The sequence below is a fragment of the Rhizobium skierniewicense Ch11 genome (genome assembly GCF_023757665.1).
GTDB classification, from domain to species: domain Bacteria; phylum Pseudomonadota; class Alphaproteobacteria; order Rhizobiales; family Rhizobiaceae; genus Agrobacterium; species Agrobacterium skierniewicense.
In genome coordinates, this window is record NZ_RXPG01000001.1 from 97,456 (window position 1) to 114,410 (window position 16,955).

The window sequence follows — 16,955 nt, forward strand, 5'->3', positions numbered from 1 at the left end:
GCGAGGAACACTATGGCTAGCAGCATTACCCTTGAAAAGATCGTCAAGCGTTTCGGCGCTTTCCCCGTCGTGCACGGCATCGACCTTCAGATAGAACCGGGCGAGTTCACCGTTTTCGTCGGCCCCTCCGGCTGCGGAAAATCCACGCTGTTGCGGATGATCGCGGGGCTTGAGGAGATTTCCGATGGAGAGCTTCGTATCGACGGTCAGCGCGTCAACGACACAGCCGCTTCCAAGCGTGGTATCGCCATGGTGTTCCAGTCCTACGCGCTTTACCCGCATATGAGCGTCTACAAGAACCTCGCTTTCGGTCTGGAAACCGCTGGATACAAGAAGCCGGAAATCGAGGCGCGCGTCCAGAAGGCGGCAGACGTGTTGCAGATCGGGCCTCTCCTGCAACGCAAGCCAAAGGCGCTGTCGGGCGGGCAACGGCAGCGCGTGGCCATTGGTCGTGCCATCGTCCGGGAGCCGAAAATCTTCCTCTTCGATGAACCCTTGTCGAACCTGGATGCGGAACTGCGTGTGCAGATGCGGGTGGAAATCGCCAAGCTTCACCAGAAGCTCGGCAGCACGATGATCTACGTCACCCATGACCAGGTCGAGGCCATGACCATGGCCGACAAGATCGTCGTGCTGCGCGAAGGCAAGATCATGCAGGTCGGGCGTCCGCTCGATCTTTATAACAGGCCGGACAACCAGTTCGTGGCGGGCTTTATCGGGTCGCCGAAAATGAACTTTCTGGCAGCAAAGCTTGTCGCATCCGATACCGCTCGCCGCACCATCGAGATTGCCGGTCAGCACATCGTGCTGGAGCGTCCTCTGGACGCCAAAATCGATGAAGCGCTGACATTCGGCATTCGTCCTGAACATATTCAGGCGCAGACACAATCATCCACGTTGGGCGAGGGCGATATCCAGCTTGTCGAGCATCTGGGCGGATCAACCGTCATCTACACCAACACAGCCGATGGCCAGCCCGTAACTGTTCTGCTGGAGGGGCAAAAGCAGTTTCGCATGGGAGAAAAAGTCCCGTTGTCCTTCGACCTCGCCAATGCGCACGTCTTCGGCAGTGATGGACGCCGGGTGTAATGGCACCACCGCATTGCGGAGAATGTATGCCGATTAGAATTTTCGGCTGAGAAATCGCGAGCCTGCCAGCCCGAAACGCCAGGGCTGCTCCACGCCTTTCGATATGCCGATGCGCTGGCCGGTGACTGTCGAGATGATATCGGCGCCATGCGAAACGGCGATGGGCTCTTTCGTCACGGGCAGACCGTCCATGTCTTGCGTGATCCCAAGCGCTTGCGTCAGTTTTCCCGGCCCCGAGCAAAGATTGGCAATGTCATCGGTGTTGCGCCGCAGTTTCATCAGGTCGATACCGTGGGTGGGTTCGATGGCGCGGATCAGAACCGCCGAACCCGGTGTGCAAACGATATTGGCGCACCAGTGCAGTCCGTAGGATCTGTAGACATAGAGGTGTCCGTGGAGCCCGAACATCGTCCTGTTGCGTCGGGTCGGTCCATTGAAACTGTGCGATGCCGGATCGTCGGGACTATAGGCCTCGGTTTCGACGATGATCCCGCCCGTATTGTTCACGCGAAATGCGCAGCCAATCAGGTCTTTGGCGACCGTCACGGCGTCTCTCAGATAATAACTCTGCGGAAGGAGGTTCATGCGGGCTCGCGCGTGAGGGAACAACACGGAGAAAGTGCTGTTATGGTTTGATGAGATGACATCAATAGTCGAATATCCGATCGCAAGGAGAACAGCATGATCGATGGGAAAGTTGCACTGGTCACCGGTGCGGGCTCCGGAATTGGCAGAGCATCCGCATTTGCGCTTGCCAGGGAAGGCTATCACATCGGCGTTCTCGGCCGCACGAAAGAAGAGCTGGATGCGGTTGTCGATGATATTGTCGCGCAAGGGTTCAAGGCAGTCGCGCTCCTGGCAGATGTCTCGGACGAAGCCCAGATGGATGAAGCGACAGTGAAGCTGGTCGACCACTTCGGTCGGATCGATGTGGTGGTGGCCAATGCCGGCATCAACGGCGTGTGGGCGCCCATTGAGGACCTGACGCCGGACGAGTGGGACAAAACCATGAGCGTCAACCTGCGCGGTACCTATCTCACCATCCACAAAACCGTGCCGCATCTCAAAAAGCACGGCGGTTCGATCGTGATCGTTTCCTCGATCAATGGCACCAGAACCTTCACCTCGCCAGGTGCCACAGCCTACAGCGTGACCAAGGCAGGACAGCTGGCGATGGCACAGCAGCTGGCGCTGGAACTGGCCCGTTATGGCATCCGCGTCAATGCCGTCTGCCCTGGCGCCATCGAAACCGATATCGATGACAACACGCAGATCCGCGATAGAGAAGAGACGGCCATTCCCGTCGAATGGCCACAGGGCGAAATCCCCATTTCCAAGGGACATCCGGGAACCAGCGAGGACGTGGCCGATCTCGTCGTGTTTCTGGCGGGCTCGAAATCGCGCCATATCACCGGTAGCCCGGTCTGGATCGATGGCGGGCAAGGCCTGCTCGTCTGATCTGCGCCGTCACAGCCTTGTGTTCGTATGATTAACGAAACAGTAACGCAAATTCACGAAGCTTTGTCTCGCGACGTGGTTGCCGTCATCCGGTCAACTTCTTTATGTACGGTTTCCATGAATAAGGCGGGCAAGACTCTTTATGGCGTATACAGATCTTCTAGGGTTGGTTCCCGTGAGGCTGCGGAAATTCATGGACGCATCCGTGCGTGTGGCATCGGTGGCGGCGCTGTGCGGCGCTTTGGCCGCATGCACATCCATGGGTTTCGATACCGCCTCAAAGGAACCGCCGAAGCTGTCGTCCAAAGTCGCCGCCTCCATGGCCTCCAAGGGAATGAAGCCAGAAAGCCCCGTGCTCGTGCGCATCTTCAAGCAGGAGAGCGAACTTGAAGTGTGGAAGGTGGACAAGTCAGGCAACTACGCGCTGTTCAAGACTTACCCCATGTGCCGCTGGTCGGGTAAACTCGGCCCCAAGACCAAAAGCGGTGACAGGCAGGCACCTGAAGGTTTCTACCATGTCTCGGCAGGCATGCTGAACCCGAATTCGCAGTTTTATGTGTCGTTCAATCTCGGCTACCCGAACCGGCTGGAATCCGCGATGGGCTATACCGGCGAGGCGCTGATGGTACATGGCGCGTGTTCCTCGTCGGGTTGCTACGCCATGACGGACCAGCAGGTGGGTGAAATCTATGCGATTGTCGATCGAGCGCTCAAAGGCGGGCAAGACAGGTTCCAGGTTCAGGCCTATCCGTTTCGCATGACGGCCAAGAACATGGCGGCCTATAAGGATGACCCGAACTTCCCGTTCTGGAAGACCCTTAAGGAAGGCTATGACAGTTTCGAACTGACAAGACGTCAGCCGAAAGTCTCCGTCTGTGGCCGTCGCTATGTCTTCAACAGTGAATTCTCTGGCGGGGAGCCTACCGATCCGCTCGCGGCATGTCCCGCAGTTATCAACCAGACGGAACCCGCCGTAGCCGCCAAGCTGAGTGCCGAGAACCAAAAGCTCGTTGCAGCACTGAACGAGGGAACCTCCAGCGCAGTCAACTCTTATGTCGATGGCGGCATGCATCCCAGCTTCCGCGCCATTTTGAAGAACAATGGCGCAAAGAGCATGGCGGAAAAGGTATCCGGCACGAAATACCCGATCAGCCGCCCGGAAGCGGCCCTCGCTGACCCCTTTGCGGGCTCGCGATAACAGACTGACAAGGACACCGATTGAAAATGGACTATACGACGCGCAGGTCTTTCCTCTTGGGTACCGGAGGATTGGCCATAACGGCGCTTGCCGGATGTAACACCACGCCGCGCGAGGTGACGCAGCGGACAGTTCGTCCTGTCGCGGATCCGTTCTATGCCGAAATTTATGGGCCGAAGCCGGATGAGCAGTTCCCGCTGCCAGCCATCCCATACGAAAAAATCGACCCGCGCTTTTATCGTCAGATGGTGGATAACCCCACGGGCGAACGTCCTGGTGTCATCGTGGTGGATACCGCCAACCATTTTCTCTACCTGACCTATGAGGGCAATCAGGCCATGCGCTATGGCGTCGGCCTCGGCCGTGCCGGTTTCGAATGGTCGGGCAGGGGCGTCATCCAGTACAAGCGCCAATGGCCGCGCTGGACACCGCCGGACGAGATGGTAGCGCGCCAGCCGGAACTTGTGCCTTACAGTGCTGCCAATGGCGGTATGGAGCCGGGCCTCAAGAACCCGCTCGGCGCTCGTGCACTCTACATCTTCAAAGACGGACAGGACACGATCTATCGTCTGCACGGTTCGCCGGAATGGTGGAGCATCGGTAAGTCGGTGTCATCGGGCTGCGTACGGTTGATGAACCAGGACATCATCGATCTTTACAACCGCGTGCCCGACGGCACACCGATTGTCGTCATGGCCGGTGCGGGTGCGTCGCAATCGCAATCGATGGCCGTGGCACCGGGCTTGGCACCCATGCAGGATCAGCCCTACCCGGACCCATATTATTGAGCGGAAAAGCGCTTGGCTCAGTGGGAGGGAATGTTTCCTTCCCACTCGACGCAAACGGATGCGCCTTGGGATGATGGCGTTGGAAACTGGGTGAGCTGTGCCTTCAGGCTCTGCGCCATGGCAGAGATCAGCCTTGTGCCAAGGCCGGTACCCTTGGGCGGATTGGTACTGTCCATGCCGACGCCATCGTCTTCGACAATGAGCCGCACGAGACTGCCGTCCATCGTCAGAAGAATGCGAATTTCGCCGACACCACCGGGATAGGCATATTTCAACGCGTTGGTTGTCAACTCGGTCACGATCACGCCCAGTGCCACGGCCTGGTCGGGTGAGGCCTTGACGGCTTCCATCTGTGTGGAGATCTGGACTTTTTCGCTGTCGCGGGCGGATTTGGCAAGATCCTGAATGATGGACGACAGATAGGAATCGAGTTCGACCTCGCCGACATTGTAGGCCGTGTAGAGGCTGCGATGAACGCCGGCGATGGCGGAAATGCGGCTCTGCGTTTCCAGAAGCGCGGTGCGGGCCTCGGCCGTCGTCACGGCGTTCAGCTGCATGCGGATCATGGCTGACACAAGAGAGAGACTGTTGGCGATCCGGTGGTTCATTTCCTTGGAAATCAGTTCGGCCCGCTCTTTCGCCTGCACCAACTGCCGCTCGGCCTCTTCCTTTTCCCGGCGAAGCTGGAAGTTATCAAGGGCGTGATGGATGGAATTCAGCAGAAGCGGGAAGAAATCGTCTGCGACATTCTTGATCACATAGTCGGCCGCACCGGCTTTCAACGCATCGATGGCAATCTGGGCCTCGCTGGCTCCGGTCACATAGAGTACCGGAATCACCCGGCAGGCATCGCCGATTGCGGCGAGGAACTGAAGGCCCGTGCCGTTCTGGAAATAATGGTCCAGAACCACGGCATCGAACGTGCCGGCGTGAAATTCTTCGAGGCCCGAAGACACGGAGGACGCATGAATGACGTCTATGTCATGCCGACCCAGCACGCGCTGGGCGAGCTTAGCAAGGGTAGGATCGTCATCAACATAGAGTATTCGTAAAGTCATTAAGCGTTCACGGGACCTGAATTACGGAGAAGAAAAGACCGAGATTTCTGATGGCGGTTGCAAACCCCTCATAGTCCACTGGCTTGGTAATATAGACATTCGCGCCGAGATCATAGCATTTCTGGATCTCGGTTTCGTCATCTGTCGTCGTCAGTACCACAACCGGAAGGCGTTTGGTGTATTCATTGTTTTTGATTGCTTCAAGAATTTTAATGCCCGACGTATCCGGTAAATTGAGATCCAGCAGGATCAGCAGGTAACGGTCCTTGCTGACCAAACCGTCCCGTTCAGGACCCAGGATGAAATCCAGCGCCTCATGGCCGAGCGTGAACGGCACGATCTTGTTGTTCACACCTGCGCGGCGCACATTCTTTTCAATGAGGCGCGCGTGCCCCTCGTCGTCTTCGATCATGACGATCGTGACTTCTTGTCCCGTTGCTTTCATATGTCGTTCCCTCGCGTTATTTTCCGTAGATCTGTCGGCAATGTCAGGTGAAACGTGCTTCCTTTGCCGAGCTCGGACGCGACAGTAATGTCTCCACCTAAATTTCTGATGAGCGATCGAACATGGGCGAGGCCAATGCCTTCCCCCTGCTGGTCCTGCGTTCCCGCGCGGCGGAAAAGCTCGAAAATGCGTTCCAGATCGTCTTCGGCCACACCGCGACCATTATCGCTCACGTCAATGCGAACGATACCGCGCCCTTGCGGCAGAATACGGGCGGTCAATTCCAGGGGACGACCGGGCATCTGGTATTTCACGGCATTGTCGAACAGATTCCCGAGAATCTGGTCGATCGAAATCCTGTCGGTCACGACCGTGAAGCTCTGCACGTCCACATCGATTTTCCCACCGACGGCGCTCACCTGATGCTGCACGCTTGCCCCCGCCGTCATCAGCAAATCTTTCAGATCCACCTTCTCGGCCTGCAGCTTTCGGCGGCCATCACGCGAAATCTTGAGAATGGCGTTGATCAATTGGTCCATCTTGCGGGTCGAAGAGCGGATGAAGCGCATGGCTTCCGGCAGGTCTTCTTCCACGGCCAGCCTGGCATCGCGCACATCATTGTCGGATAGCGGCTTGCCATCCGCCAGCACGAAAGCCTGAACGGGCTTCAAGGACGCATCGAATTCAGACAGAAAGCCCATGATGTTGACCAGTGGTGCCCGCAGATCATGCGTCACGATATAGGCGAACTTCTGGATTTCCTGGTTGGCGCGGACAAGGTCTCTGGTGCGCTCGTCGACGCGCTCTTCCAGCCCCCTGTTCAGTTCGTCTACTTCTTCACGCGAACGCATGAGCTCGCGGATATATTTCATCATCAGCACCACAGCGCCGGTCAGCACGGCAAGGATGGCGATAGCGCCGATGACGGTCACCCACCGCAAATTTTCGGCGGCCGCCAATTGATCTGCGACGATGATGCGCAGCCGGTTGTCGGCCGTTTCCTGGTAACGACCGAGCGTGGCTCTGATATCACGCATATAGGCAAGGCCGGTATCGCTGCGCACCAACTCGATGGCATCGGACGTGCGGTTGTCGTTCATCAACTGAATAGCTCGTCCGATCTCGGCCATTTTGGCGTCGAGGTTGGATTGGAACTGGGGCAGATCGTCGAGATATTCGGCTTTGTTACCGATACGCTCGACAAGCCTTTGCCGTTTTTCACCCAAGGTCTTCAGCGCGTCCTGATAGGGCGCGAGATAGCGCTCGTCACCGGTCAGAAGGTAGCCTCGCTGGCCCGTTTCTGCATCCTGTATCGCGGTCAGGACGTCCAGAATGGAAGCGCGCAAACGACGCAGTTCAGCGGTTTCCTGCGAGTATTTATTGTTCGCCTGCACAAGCCATAGCGAGGTCGCAACCATGCCGACAAGCAGCAGGACGCCCAAACCGAACATGATCATTGTTCGCCTAACGAACGCAGATAGTTTTGCCAACCCAGACCCCGTAGCTTTTAAGTTTGTTCGTACGTATCCAGCGTCTATCCCATATGCAAGACGTTGCCGCATTAATGGTTAAGTTGTTCGCTTTTATCGACGAACGCGCTGGCGCGAAGCTGAACTGTTTCACAAAAAAAGCCCACCGCTTTGCTTGCTGGTGGGCCCTGTTCGGTGTGTCGGCGGCGGTGTTAGAGGTTGCGGCCGATATCGAGGAATTTCTGGCGGCGCTCCGCACGAAGCTGGCTGCCGGACAGGGGCGTGAGGTCCTTCAATGCGGCCGCGATGGTCTTGCCGGTCGCTTCGATGACGGTTGCCGGGTCGCGATGTGCGCCACCCAGCGGCTCTGGAATAATGGAATCGATCACACCCAGCGCTTTAAGATCATCCGACGTGATCTTCATATTGGTGGCGGCTTCCTTGGCACGGGTCGAATCACGCCACAAAATGGAGGCCGCACCTTCCGGCGAGATGACCGAGTAGATGGCGTGTTCCAGCATGTGAACGCGGTTGCCGGTGGCAATCGCAATCGCGCCGCCCGAGCCTCCCTCACCGATCACGACGGAAATGATCGGAACCTTCGCGTTGAGGCACATTTCGGTGGAGCGGGCGATGGCTTCCGCCTGGCCGCGCTCTTCAGCGCCAACACCGGGGTAGGCACCTGCCGTATCGATCAGCGTGATAACCGGCAGCGAGAAGCGGTCGGCCAGTTCCAGAACGCGGATGGCCTTCCGGTATCCTTCAGGGCGGGGGCTGCCGAAATTATGCTTGAGGCGCGACTTCGTGTCGTTGCCCTTTTCCTGTCCGATGATCGCAACGGGCTGGCCGTTGAAGCGGCCGAGACCAGCCTGGATGGCGGCGTCCTCGGCAAATTTGCGGTCGCCGGCAAGCGGCGTGAAGTCGGTGAACAGCGCCTTGGCATAATCCACGAAGTGCGGGCGCTGCGGATGGCGCGCGACCTGCGTCTTCTGCCACGCGTTCAGCTTGGAGTAGATGTCCAGCATTGCGTCCCGAACGCGGGATTCAAGACGCGAGATCTCCTCCGAGGTGTCTATGCTCTCGTCTTCGGCTGCGAGCTTTTTCAGCTCCAGAATTTTGCCTTCAAGGTCCGAGATAGGTTTTTCGAAGTCGAGGTAGCTGTGCATGAGATCCGTTTCCGATCGTTTTGCGCAAGGTTTGACCGGGTGACCCCGGCGGTTCCGACCGCTCTATTCAAGGTTTTTGGCCTGTTTGGCAAGAGGGTGGTGCGTTTGTACCAGCTCTTGCAACCGTTCTTCCAGCACATGTGTATAGATTTGTGTCGTGGAAATGTCCGAATGGCCCAGCAATTCCTGCACGGCGCGCAGGTCTGCACCATTCTGTAACAGATGGCTGGCAAAGGCATGCCGGATGACATGCGGGGAGATGGCCGAGGGCGTCAATCCGGCCCTGATGGCGATATCTTTCAGATCGCGCGCGAACACCTGCCGCGGCAGATGGCCCTCTTTCCCGTTGGATGGAAACAGCCACACACTGTCGGGCTTTCCCTCCGCTGTGGGTACGAGTTTCTTGCGGGCCTGGTCGTAGGTGTCCATCGCTTCCATCGCCGTGCGCGACAAAAGCACCATCCGGTCCTTGTTACCCTTGCCGCGGATCATCAAAAACCGGCCCTCGTGGCGCAACACCGTCGCGGGCAGGGAAACAAGCTCGCTCACGCGCATGCCGGTGGCGTAGAGCAGCTCCAGCAAAAGATGCATGCGAATGCGTGACAATTGCCCGGCCCCTTCCGTTTCCGCTTCCTTTTGCGCCTGCGACAGAAGCGCGGAGACATCGGCGACGCTCATGAGCTTGGGAAGCGTGTGCCCCTTCTTGGGCGATGCCAGAATGCTCGTCGGATCGTCGCCCCGCAGCCCTTCCGAATAGAGGAATTTGTAGAATTGCCGCAGGCAGGACAGTCGCCGCGCCTGTGACGAGGCGGCAAAGCCCTGTGCCGAGAGGTGGCCGAGATAAGCGGACAGATCGGACGTCGCCGCATCGGCGACAGGCGTATGGCGCGGTGCCAGAAAGTCTCTGAGATCGTTGAGATCGCGCTCATAGGATGCAAGCGTGTTGAACGCGGCCCCCCGCTCGGCGCTCATCATCTCCAGAAAGCTCTCCAGCCGTGCTGTGTCCTGTCCAGCCATTCAGGCGTGTTTCCCTGTCATCATGGTGTGGGCGGGTTCAGCTTTTCGGAGGGTATGCGCACCGTCACCTCGCGCTCGCGCGGTTGCACCAGCATGACCAGCGAAATCATGCCGCCATAGATGATGCCCGCAATGGCAGCCAGAACAAAAATGAAGCGGAAAAGAGTTGGCATGGATACTCCGGGCAGGTCTCTTGCAGTATATGAGATGCGCATGGATCAACGGCAAGACCGATGCCGTGACCTTGAAACGCGTCTCCGAGGCGATTCTCTTTCCATTAGGCGCAATTAGGCTTGACGCTTGGTAAACATTTGCAGATACCGATGCCAAACGGGCCATCATTCATGAGCGAAACCAGCACGACTCCTCACTCTGGTTTGGGTGACAAGACTATCGGCGAGAAAGCCCGGGCAAAGCTTGGAAGACGCAACGTGATTTTCGTCGGCTTGATGGGCGCTGGAAAATCCGCCATCGGGAGGCTCGTTGCCCAGCAGCTCAAAATTCCTTTCGTTGATACCGACTCCGAAATCGAACGCGTATCGCGCATGACGATCTCCGAACTGTTTGCTTCTTACGGGGAAGACGAGTTCCGCGCGCTGGAAATGCGTGTGATCAAGCGCCTGCTGCGCGGCGGCCCGAAAGTCGTGTCGACCGGGGGCGGCGCGTTTGTCAATGACAATACGCGCAGGCATATCAAACGTGGCGGCATTTCCATGTGGCTGAAAGCGGATATCGAGGTCCTGTGGGAGCGGGTCAGCAAGCGCGAGCATCGTCCGCTTCTGAAGACCGAAAACCCCAAGGCCACGTTACTGGCACTCATGGAACGACGGTATCCGATCTATCAGGAAGCCGACATAACCATCGAATCGCGGGATGTTCGCAAGGACATCATCGTGAAGGAGGTACTGGAAGCCATTGCCAGTACGGAACTTAAGGCCTGATCCCATGACATTCGACGACCTCTCTACAGACGAACGCCTCGTTCACGTGCCCCTGGGCGAACGTGCCTACGACATTCTGATTGGTCCAGGTCTGGTGGCACGTGCCGGTGGCGAGATTTCCTCACGCCTCAAGGGCAGGCGCGCCGCCATTATCACGGATGAACATGTCGCGCCGCTCTATCTCGAAGCGCTGATGGACGGTCTCCAGACCGATGGTATCGAGGCCGTGTCGCTGACTTTGCCCGCTGGTGAAAAGACCAAGAGTTTTGAGCATCTGATGACGGTTTGCGACACGGTGCTGTCAGCGCGGATCGAACGCAACGATGCCGTGATTGCGCTGGGTGGCGGCGTTATCGGCGATCTCACGGGCTTTGCCGCGGGCATCGTGCGTCGCGGTGTGCGCTTCGTGCAGATACCGACCTCGCTTCTGGCGCAGGTCGATTCGTCCGTGGGCGGCAAGACCGGCATCAACACGCGCCATGGCAAGAACCTCGTCGGGGTCTTCCACCAGCCGGATCTGGTGTTGGCCGATACGGCGGTGCTGGATACGCTGAGCCCGCGTGAGTTTCGCGCCGGCTACGCCGAGGTCGTCAAATATGGGCTCATCGACAAGCCTGATTTCTTTGCCTGGCTGGAAAAGAACTGGCAAGACGTTTTGAAGGGTGGTCCGGCCCGCATTCAGGCGATTGCGACGAGCTGCCAGGCCAAGGCCGATGTGGTGGTGGCAGACGAAAAGGAAAATGGCGTTCGCGCATTGCTCAACCTCGGTCACACCTTCGGTCACGCACTGGAAGCGGCGACGGAATACGACAGCAAACGTCTCGTCCACGGCGAAGGTGTCGCCATCGGCATGGTGCTCGCCCACCAGTTTTCCGCCCGCCTCAATCTTGCAAGTCCTGATGATGCCGCCCGTGTCGAGGCGCATCTGACGGCGGTTGGCCTGCCGACGACGATGAAGGATATTCCAGGACAACTGCCGCCAGTCGAGACGTTGATGTCGGCGATCGCGCAGGACAAGAAAGTCAAGGGCGGCAAGCTCACCTTCATCCTCACCCACGGCGTCGGACAATCCTTCGTGGCCGATGATGTTGCCGCATCCGAAGTGCAGTCTTTCCTCAGCGAAAAGCACCCTGGCTGAAAGCCTTGGACACGGTTAGAACCGGGTCGCTTCACCCGGTGCCGCCACGTCGATCGCGAGCGCGTGAAGTCCGGCATCGAGTTCTGGCTTCAGCAGCGCATTGATGGCGCGGTGGCGGTCCACCCGTGACTTGCCGGAAAAGCTTTCCGAGACGATCTGGACCCGCATATGTGTCTCGCCTGCGCCAGTCATATCTGGCTGGTGGCCTGCATGCAGGTGACTTTCATCGATAACATTCAGCCGGATTGGCGAAAACGTCTCGTTGAGCTTGTTTTCTATACGCTCTCGCAGGGCCATCGTTTCGGTCTCCAAATCAGTCTTGCGCGTCGAAGGGGCTCTCTAGAAGCCTGCAACATTCCACTTTGTCAATTCTTGTTTGGCGCGTTTTCGCGTCCCATAATTAGGATACCATGAAACTGGATTCGAAATATTTCGACCGCATTCGCACACGCCGCAGACGGGATCCGGAGCCTGAAATCAAGGCACCGACCTGTCAGTGGGACGGGTGTGACAAGCCGGGCGTCCATCGCGCACCCGTCGGCCGCAATGCCGAGGGGCAGTTCTTCATGTTCTGTTTCGAGCATGTGAAGGACTACAACAAGGGCTACAACTATTTTTCTGGCCTCTCCGATAGCGAGATCGCGCGGTACCAGAAAGAGGCCATTACCGGCCATCGCCCCACCTGGACGGTCGGCGTCAACAAGACAGCCAGCGATAGCCCCCTGCATTCGACGCTGCGCTCGGGCGCGGCGAATGCGCGCATTCGCGACCCTTTCGGCTTTGCAGGCCAGGGGCGCTCGGGTGGCCCGCGTTATCAGCAGGCCCGCAAGCTCAAGACACTGGAGCAGAAGGCCTTCGATACCTTGGGGTTGAGCATCAATGCAACGCAGGAACAGATCAAACGCAGCTACAAGGAGCTTGTCAAAAAGCATCATCCTGATGCTAATGGTGGTGATCGTGGTTCGGAAGATCGTTTTCGGGCTGTTATTCAAGCCTACCAATTGTTAAAGCAATCTGGTTTCTGCTAAGTCCTTTCCTGTGACCGCCTGATAGATATGTGGCCGGGTGGCTGCTACCCGCCTTGGAGACGTTATGAGCAAAATTGACCTGGATATTACCAACCTGCCGGATACAACCGTTTCCGTGCGTGATGTTTTCGGTATCGACACCGATCTGCGCGTGCCCGCCTATTCGAAGGGCGACGCCTATGTGCCGGACCTGGACCCTGACTACCTTTTTGATCGCGATACGACGCTCGCCATTCTTGCGGGCTTTGCGCACAATCGACGCGTCATGGTTTCGGGCTTTCACGGCACCGGTAAATCCACCCATATCGAGCAGGTCGCTGCCCGCCTCAATTGGCCCTGCGTGCGCATCAATCTCGATAGCCATGTCAGCCGTATCGATCTCGTCGGCAAGGACGCCATCGTTCTGAAGGACGGCAAGCAGGTCACCGAATTCAAGGACGGCATCCTGCCCTGGGCCTATCAGCACAATGTCGCGCTTGTTTTCGATGAGTATGATGCGGGCCGCCCGGACGTGATGTTCGTCATCCAGCGTGTGCTGGAATCGTCCGGCCGCCTGACACTTCTCGACCAGAGCCGCGTTATCCGTCCGCACCCCGCTTTCCGTATCTTCGCGACCGCCAACACGGTCGGTCTTGGTGATACGACGGGTCTCTACCACGGCACGCAGCAGATCAATCAGGCGCAGATGGACCGCTGGTCTGTCGTCACCACGCTGAACTATCTGCCGCATCAGCAGGAAGTGGACATCGTCGTCGCCAAGGTCAAAAGCCTCGATAACGACAAGGGTCGCGAAACCGCGTCGAAGATGGTGCGCGTTGCCGACCTGACCCGTTCAGCCTTCGTCAATGGCGATCTGTCCACCGTCATGAGCCCGCGTACCGTTATCACCTGGGCGGAAAATGCCGATATTTTCGGTGATGTCGCATTCGCCTTCCGCGTAACCTTCCTCAACAAGTGCGATGAGCTGGAGCGGACCCTGGTGGCCGAGCATTATCAACGCGCATTCGGCGTCGAGTTGAAGGAAAGCGCTGCGAACATCGTTCTCAGCGCCTGATATTTTCCGGCTTTTCCGGATGATATCACCCATGAGTTGAAGACGTCACCCCGCTGCCTTGCTGGAGGGGTGACGGTCTGGAATCGACAGGAAAGACAATGGCAGGCCGTGGCGACAATGTGAGACCCAAATCCGGAATGATGATCGACGCGGAACCGCTGCGTCAGGCCATTACCGGATGTGTGCGCTCGATTGCGGGCGATTCGGAAATCGAAGTCACCTTCGCCAACGAGCGCCCCGGTCTTGCCGGAGAGCGCATGCGCCTGCCGGAAATCTCCAAGAAGCCGACCGCCCAGGAAATCGCGATCACCCGTGGCCTCGGCGATTCCATGGCATTGCGCATTGCCTGTCACGATAGCGATGTGCACGCCACCATGGCCCCGCAGGGGCCGGATGCTCGGCTTATCTTCGATGCCGTGGAACAGGCGCGCGTTGAATCCATCGGTGCGCGGCGCATGCCCGGCATGGCCGCCAACATGCGGGCGATGAACACCGAAAAATATGCCAAGGCGAATTTCGTCAACATCAATACGCAGGAAGACGCGCCGCTCGCAGAGGCCATTGCGATGATGGTGCGCGAACGGCTGACGGGCGAAAAACCGCCTGAAAGCGCTGGCAAGGTGTTGGACTTGTGGCGTTCCTTCATAGAGGACAAGGCATCCGCCGACCTGCAAGATCTGTCGAAGGTCGTTGAAGATCAGAAGGCGTTTTCCAAGCTCATCCGCAAGATGCTGACCTCGATGCAGATGGCGGAGGATTTCGGCGACGAGGACGATCAGCCCGAGAGCCAGGAAACGGAATCCGAGGAAGACCAGCCCGCCAGCAACGAGACGCAGGAAGAACAGGTCGAGGAAGAGGCCGGTTCCGATGCCGCCCCTGCCGAAGAGAGCGAAGCCTCCCAGGAGCAGATGGAAGACGGCGAGATGGATGGCGCCGAGATGTCTGAGGACGAAATGTCCGACGATCTGGACGAGGACTCCGAAACACCCGGCGAAACCCGTCGCCCCAACAGCCCTTTCGACGATTTCAACGAGAAGGTGGATTACCGCATCTTCACGCAGGAGTTCGACGAGGAAATCTCTGCCGAAGAACTCTGCGACGAAGCCGAGCTTGACCGTCTTCGTGCTTTTCTCGACAAGCAGCTTGCGCATCTGCAAGGCGCGGTCGGCCGTTTGGCCAACCGTTTGCAGCGCCGCCTGATGGCGCAGCAGAACCGCTCCTGGGATTTCGATCTGGAGGAGGGTTATCTCGACCCTGCACGTCTGGTGCGCCTGGTCATCGATCCGATGCAGCCGCTGTCCTTCAAGAAGGAACGGGATACGAAGTTCCGCGATACCGTGGTGTCGCTGGTCATCGACAATTCCGGCTCCATGCGTGGTCGCCCGATTACGGTTGCGGCCACCTGCGCCGATATTCTGGCGCGCACGCTGGAGCGTTCGGGCGTCAAGGTCGAAATCCTGGGCTTCACGACCAAGGCCTGGAAGGGCGGACAGTCGCGCGAGCAGTGGCTGGCCGGTGGGAAGCAACCATCGCCCGGTCGCCTCAACGACCTGCGCCACATCGTCTACAAGTCGGCAGATGCGCCATGGCGCCGTTCGCGCCGCAATCTCGGCCTGATGATGCGTGAAGGCCTGCTCAAGGAAAACATCGACGGCGAAGCGCTGATGTGGGCGCATAACCGCCTCATCAACCGGCCCGAACAGCGCAAGATCATGATGATGATCTCCGATGGCGCGCCGGTGGACGATTCCACGCTGTCGGTCAATCCGGGCAATTATCTCGAGCGCCATCTGCGTGCGGTCATCGAACAGATCGAAACGAAGTCCTCGGTCGAACTGCTGGCCATCGGTATCGGCCATGACGTCACGCGCTACTATCGCCGCGCCGTGACGATCGTGGACGCGGACGAACTGGCGGGCGCGATGACGGAGCAGCTTGCGGCCCTGTTCGAAGACACCAGTGCGGCTCCGCGCCGTTCCGGCAGGATGCGCCGTGCGGGCTAAGCCCCGCGGTAGCAGGTCGGCAAGACGTGGATGGTTCGGGTTTGCCGCTTTAGCAGTGACACTGGCGACAACCCTCATCCCGTCCGGCATGGCTGCCGGCACGGTCGATGTGCCGGTCAGTGCGCGCCTGGTCTCACAGTTCAAAGTCGACTCTCCGGAAAAACGGTTCGGCAAACTTCAATTCGTCGGCGGGTTGGTCATGCGCTCGCCCGAGCCACTGTTCGGTGCTATCTCCAGCATCCGGTTCATGCCCGATGGCCGCAGTTTCCTTGCGGTTCTGGATACCGGCCACTTCCTGTCCGGCACTGTGGAGCGTCATGCGTCGGGCGACCTTTCGGGGCTATCGCAGGTCCGCATCGCGCCCATGCTCGACAAGGCTGGCCACGAGGCAAAACGAAAACGCGAGATGGACTCGGAAGGGTTGGCGCTGCGCGGCAACCGAGCCTTCGTCAGCTACGAGCAGCGGCCCCGCATCATGATCTATTCGACGGAGACGCTGGACGCGGCAAAGCCGATCGGGCAGCTGCCACATCTCATACCCGATGACGAGTTTCGCCGTAACGCAGGCATGGAGACGATTGCCGTGTCTCCCGCAGACGGGCCGCTTCGCGGTTCCATGGTTGTGGTTGCCGAGGCAAGCTTTGACGGTGACGGAAACCTGTTTGCCGCCATTCTGGAAGGTCCGCGAAAAGGACTGTTTTCCGTTGCCCACGACCATTCCTATTCCGTGACGGATGGCGCGTTTCTGCCTGATGGCGATCTGTTGCTGCTCGAGCGACGGTTCGAACTGTCCGTCGGCGTCGGCATGCGCATCCGTCGCATCAAGGCAGATACGATAAGGCCCGGCGCGGTGGTTGACGGTGAAGTCCTCATCGAAGCCGACCTTTCCGACCAGATCGACAACATGGAAGGGATGGATGTCATCAAGGCGGCCGACGGCTCGACACATCTCATTCTGGTGTCCGACGACAACCACTCGTTTTTGCAACGGAACATGATGCTGGAATTCAAGCTGCTGAACTGACATCGGCCGCTCTGTAACGGCCTGTTCTACCATCCGTTGTTGCCGATACTTTTGAAATACCTTAAATATTACAGTAATT

The 16,955-nt window shown here is 58.3% G+C and carries 18 protein-coding genes; 10 read left to right on the forward strand and 8 right to left on the reverse strand.

Annotated features, from left to right (window positions below):
- The first annotated feature begins 12 nt into the window (after positions 1-12).
- Complete coding sequence (locus tag EKM04_RS00470; protein ID WP_183894617.1) at positions 13-1,089, forward strand: ABC transporter ATP-binding protein; 1,077 nt, start codon at positions 13-15, stop codon at positions 1,087-1,089.
- A 33-nt stretch (positions 1,090-1,122) separates the two neighbouring features.
- On the opposite strand, the gene EKM04_RS00475 is transcribed toward EKM04_RS00470, so the two are convergent.
- Positions 1,123-1,674 carry a DNA-3-methyladenine glycosylase gene (locus tag EKM04_RS00475; protein ID WP_183894619.1) on the reverse strand — a complete coding sequence of 184 codons (552 nt, stop codon included), beginning with the start codon at positions 1,672-1,674 and terminating at the stop codon, positions 1,123-1,125.
- Between the two features lie 96 nt (positions 1,675-1,770).
- Between EKM04_RS00475 and EKM04_RS00480 the strand changes: the two genes are divergently transcribed.
- The 3 genes from EKM04_RS00480 (at position 1,771) to EKM04_RS00490 (ending at position 4,533) form a co-directional block, all read left to right on the forward strand.
- Entirely contained in the window at positions 1,771-2,547 is a 777-nt protein-coding gene (locus tag EKM04_RS00480) for an SDR family oxidoreductase (RefSeq protein ID WP_174156021.1), read from the forward strand.
- Between the two features lie 193 nt (positions 2,548-2,740).
- Entirely contained in the window at positions 2,741-3,745 is a 1,005-nt protein-coding gene (locus tag EKM04_RS00485) for a L,D-transpeptidase family protein (RefSeq protein WP_183895073.1), read from the forward strand.
- A 26-nt stretch (positions 3,746-3,771) separates the two neighbouring features.
- Positions 3,772-4,533 (forward strand): L,D-transpeptidase, encoded by a 762-nt coding sequence (locus EKM04_RS00490; RefSeq protein ID WP_183894621.1) that lies wholly within the window; start codon positions 3,772-3,774, stop codon positions 4,531-4,533.
- A gap of 17 nt (positions 4,534-4,550) precedes the next feature.
- Here the strand turns inward: EKM04_RS00490 and EKM04_RS00495 are convergent, their stop codons facing one another.
- From EKM04_RS00495 to EKM04_RS00520, 6 genes are all read right to left on the reverse strand, one after another.
- The gene (locus tag EKM04_RS00495) at positions 4,551-5,591 is read right to left on the reverse strand and encodes a histidine kinase dimerization/phosphoacceptor domain -containing protein (protein WP_183894623.1); all 1,041 of its coding nucleotides are present in this window, start codon (positions 5,589-5,591) and stop codon (positions 4,551-4,553) included.
- Between the two features lie 7 nt (positions 5,592-5,598).
- Positions 5,599-6,036 (reverse strand): response regulator, encoded by a 438-nt coding sequence (locus EKM04_RS00500; protein WP_174156024.1) that lies wholly within the window; start codon positions 6,034-6,036, stop codon positions 5,599-5,601.
- Positions 6,033-7,487 carry a sensor histidine kinase gene (locus EKM04_RS00505; RefSeq protein WP_183894625.1) on the reverse strand — a complete coding sequence of 485 codons (1,455 nt, stop codon included), beginning with the start codon at positions 7,485-7,487 and terminating at the stop codon, positions 6,033-6,035. Before EKM04_RS00505 ends, EKM04_RS00500 begins: the two co-directional genes overlap by 4 nt.
- 230 nt (positions 7,488-7,717) lie before the next feature.
- Positions 7,718-8,671 carry an acetyl-CoA carboxylase carboxyltransferase subunit alpha gene (locus EKM04_RS00510; protein ID WP_174156025.1) on the reverse strand — a complete coding sequence of 318 codons (954 nt, stop codon included), beginning with the start codon at positions 8,669-8,671 and terminating at the stop codon, positions 7,718-7,720.
- Between the two features lie 63 nt (positions 8,672-8,734).
- Positions 8,735-9,688 carry a site-specific tyrosine recombinase XerD gene (locus tag EKM04_RS00515; protein ID WP_183894627.1) on the reverse strand — a complete coding sequence of 318 codons (954 nt, stop codon included), beginning with the start codon at positions 9,686-9,688 and terminating at the stop codon, positions 8,735-8,737.
- Positions 9,689-9,708: 20 nt separating this feature from the next.
- Positions 9,709-9,861 (reverse strand): hypothetical protein, encoded by a 153-nt coding sequence (locus tag EKM04_RS00520; RefSeq protein WP_174156027.1) that lies wholly within the window; start codon positions 9,859-9,861, stop codon positions 9,709-9,711.
- 171 nt (positions 9,862-10,032) lie between these two features.
- Here EKM04_RS00520 and EKM04_RS00525 point away from each other — a divergent pair, with 171 nt between their 5' ends.
- Both EKM04_RS00525 and aroB read left to right on the forward strand, forming a co-directional pair.
- The gene (locus EKM04_RS00525; RefSeq protein WP_183894629.1) at positions 10,033-10,629 is read left to right on the forward strand and encodes a shikimate kinase; all 597 of its coding nucleotides are present in this window, start codon (positions 10,033-10,035) and stop codon (positions 10,627-10,629) included.
- Positions 10,630-10,633: 4 nt separating this feature from the next.
- Positions 10,634-11,767, forward strand: coding sequence for a 3-dehydroquinate synthase (aroB, locus tag EKM04_RS00530; protein ID WP_174156029.1), 1,134 nt, complete (start codon positions 10,634-10,636; stop codon positions 11,765-11,767).
- Positions 11,768-11,782: 15 nt separating this feature from the next.
- Here the strand turns inward: aroB and EKM04_RS00535 are convergent, their stop codons facing one another.
- Positions 11,783-12,064, reverse strand: a complete 282-nt coding sequence (locus tag EKM04_RS00535; RefSeq protein ID WP_183894631.1) for a BolA family protein — start codon at positions 12,062-12,064, stop codon at positions 11,783-11,785.
- Between the two features lie 113 nt (positions 12,065-12,177).
- Here EKM04_RS00535 and EKM04_RS00540 point away from each other — a divergent pair, with 113 nt between their 5' ends.
- From EKM04_RS00540 to EKM04_RS00555, 4 genes are all read left to right on the forward strand, one after another.
- Positions 12,178-12,795 carry a J domain-containing protein gene (locus EKM04_RS00540; protein WP_183894633.1) on the forward strand — a complete coding sequence of 206 codons (618 nt, stop codon included), beginning with the start codon at positions 12,178-12,180 and terminating at the stop codon, positions 12,793-12,795.
- 64 nt (positions 12,796-12,859) lie between these two features.
- On the forward strand, positions 12,860-13,849 hold the full coding sequence (gene cobS, locus EKM04_RS00545) for a cobaltochelatase subunit CobS (protein ID WP_174156032.1): 990 nt from the start codon (positions 12,860-12,862) through the stop codon (positions 13,847-13,849).
- 98 nt (positions 13,850-13,947) lie between these two features.
- On the forward strand, positions 13,948-15,852 hold the full coding sequence (cobT, locus tag EKM04_RS00550; RefSeq protein WP_174156033.1) for a cobaltochelatase subunit CobT: 1,905 nt from the start codon (positions 13,948-13,950) through the stop codon (positions 15,850-15,852).
- Positions 15,853-15,940: 88 nt separating this feature from the next.
- The gene (locus EKM04_RS00555; RefSeq protein WP_183895075.1) at positions 15,941-16,876 is read left to right on the forward strand and encodes an esterase-like activity of phytase family protein; all 936 of its coding nucleotides are present in this window, start codon (positions 15,941-15,943) and stop codon (positions 16,874-16,876) included.
- The last annotated feature ends 79 nt before the right edge of the window (positions 16,877-16,955 follow it).

Coding starts and splice junctions, on each gene's coding strand:
- EKM04_RS00470 (WP_183894617.1), top strand. CDS start 13: ATGGCTAGCAGCATTACCCTTGAAAAGATCGTCAAGCGTTTCGGCGCT.
- EKM04_RS00475 (WP_183894619.1), bottom strand. CDS start 1,674: ATGAACCTCCTTCCGCAGAGTTATTATCTGAGAGACGCCGTGACGGTC.
- EKM04_RS00480 (WP_174156021.1), top strand. CDS start 1,771: ATGATCGATGGGAAAGTTGCACTGGTCACCGGTGCGGGCTCCGGAATT.
- EKM04_RS00485 (WP_183895073.1), top strand. CDS start 2,741: ATGGACGCATCCGTGCGTGTGGCATCGGTGGCGGCGCTGTGCGGCGCT.
- EKM04_RS00490 (WP_183894621.1), top strand. CDS start 3,772: ATGGACTATACGACGCGCAGGTCTTTCCTCTTGGGTACCGGAGGATTG.
- EKM04_RS00495 (WP_183894623.1), bottom strand. CDS start 5,591: ATGACTTTACGAATACTCTATGTTGATGACGATCCTACCCTTGCTAAG.
- EKM04_RS00500 (WP_174156024.1), bottom strand. CDS start 6,036: ATGAAAGCAACGGGACAAGAAGTCACGATCGTCATGATCGAAGACGAC.
- EKM04_RS00505 (WP_183894625.1), bottom strand. CDS start 7,487: ATGTTCGGTTTGGGCGTCCTGCTGCTTGTCGGCATGGTTGCGACCTCG.
- EKM04_RS00510 (WP_174156025.1), bottom strand. CDS start 8,671: ATGCACAGCTACCTCGACTTCGAAAAACCTATCTCGGACCTTGAAGGC.
- EKM04_RS00515 (WP_183894627.1), bottom strand. CDS start 9,688: ATGGCTGGACAGGACACAGCACGGCTGGAGAGCTTTCTGGAGATGATG.
- EKM04_RS00520 (WP_174156027.1), bottom strand. CDS start 9,861: ATGCCAACTCTTTTCCGCTTCATTTTTGTTCTGGCTGCCATTGCGGGC.
- EKM04_RS00525 (WP_183894629.1), top strand. CDS start 10,033: ATGAGCGAAACCAGCACGACTCCTCACTCTGGTTTGGGTGACAAGACT.
- aroB (WP_174156029.1), top strand. CDS start 10,634: ATGACATTCGACGACCTCTCTACAGACGAACGCCTCGTTCACGTGCCC.
- EKM04_RS00535 (WP_183894631.1), bottom strand. CDS start 12,064: ATGGCCCTGCGAGAGCGTATAGAAAACAAGCTCAACGAGACGTTTTCG.
- EKM04_RS00540 (WP_183894633.1), top strand. CDS start 12,178: ATGAAACTGGATTCGAAATATTTCGACCGCATTCGCACACGCCGCAGA.
- cobS (WP_174156032.1), top strand. CDS start 12,860: ATGAGCAAAATTGACCTGGATATTACCAACCTGCCGGATACAACCGTT.
- cobT (WP_174156033.1), top strand. CDS start 13,948: ATGGCAGGCCGTGGCGACAATGTGAGACCCAAATCCGGAATGATGATC.
- EKM04_RS00555 (WP_183895075.1), top strand. CDS start 15,941: ATGGCTGCCGGCACGGTCGATGTGCCGGTCAGTGCGCGCCTGGTCTCA.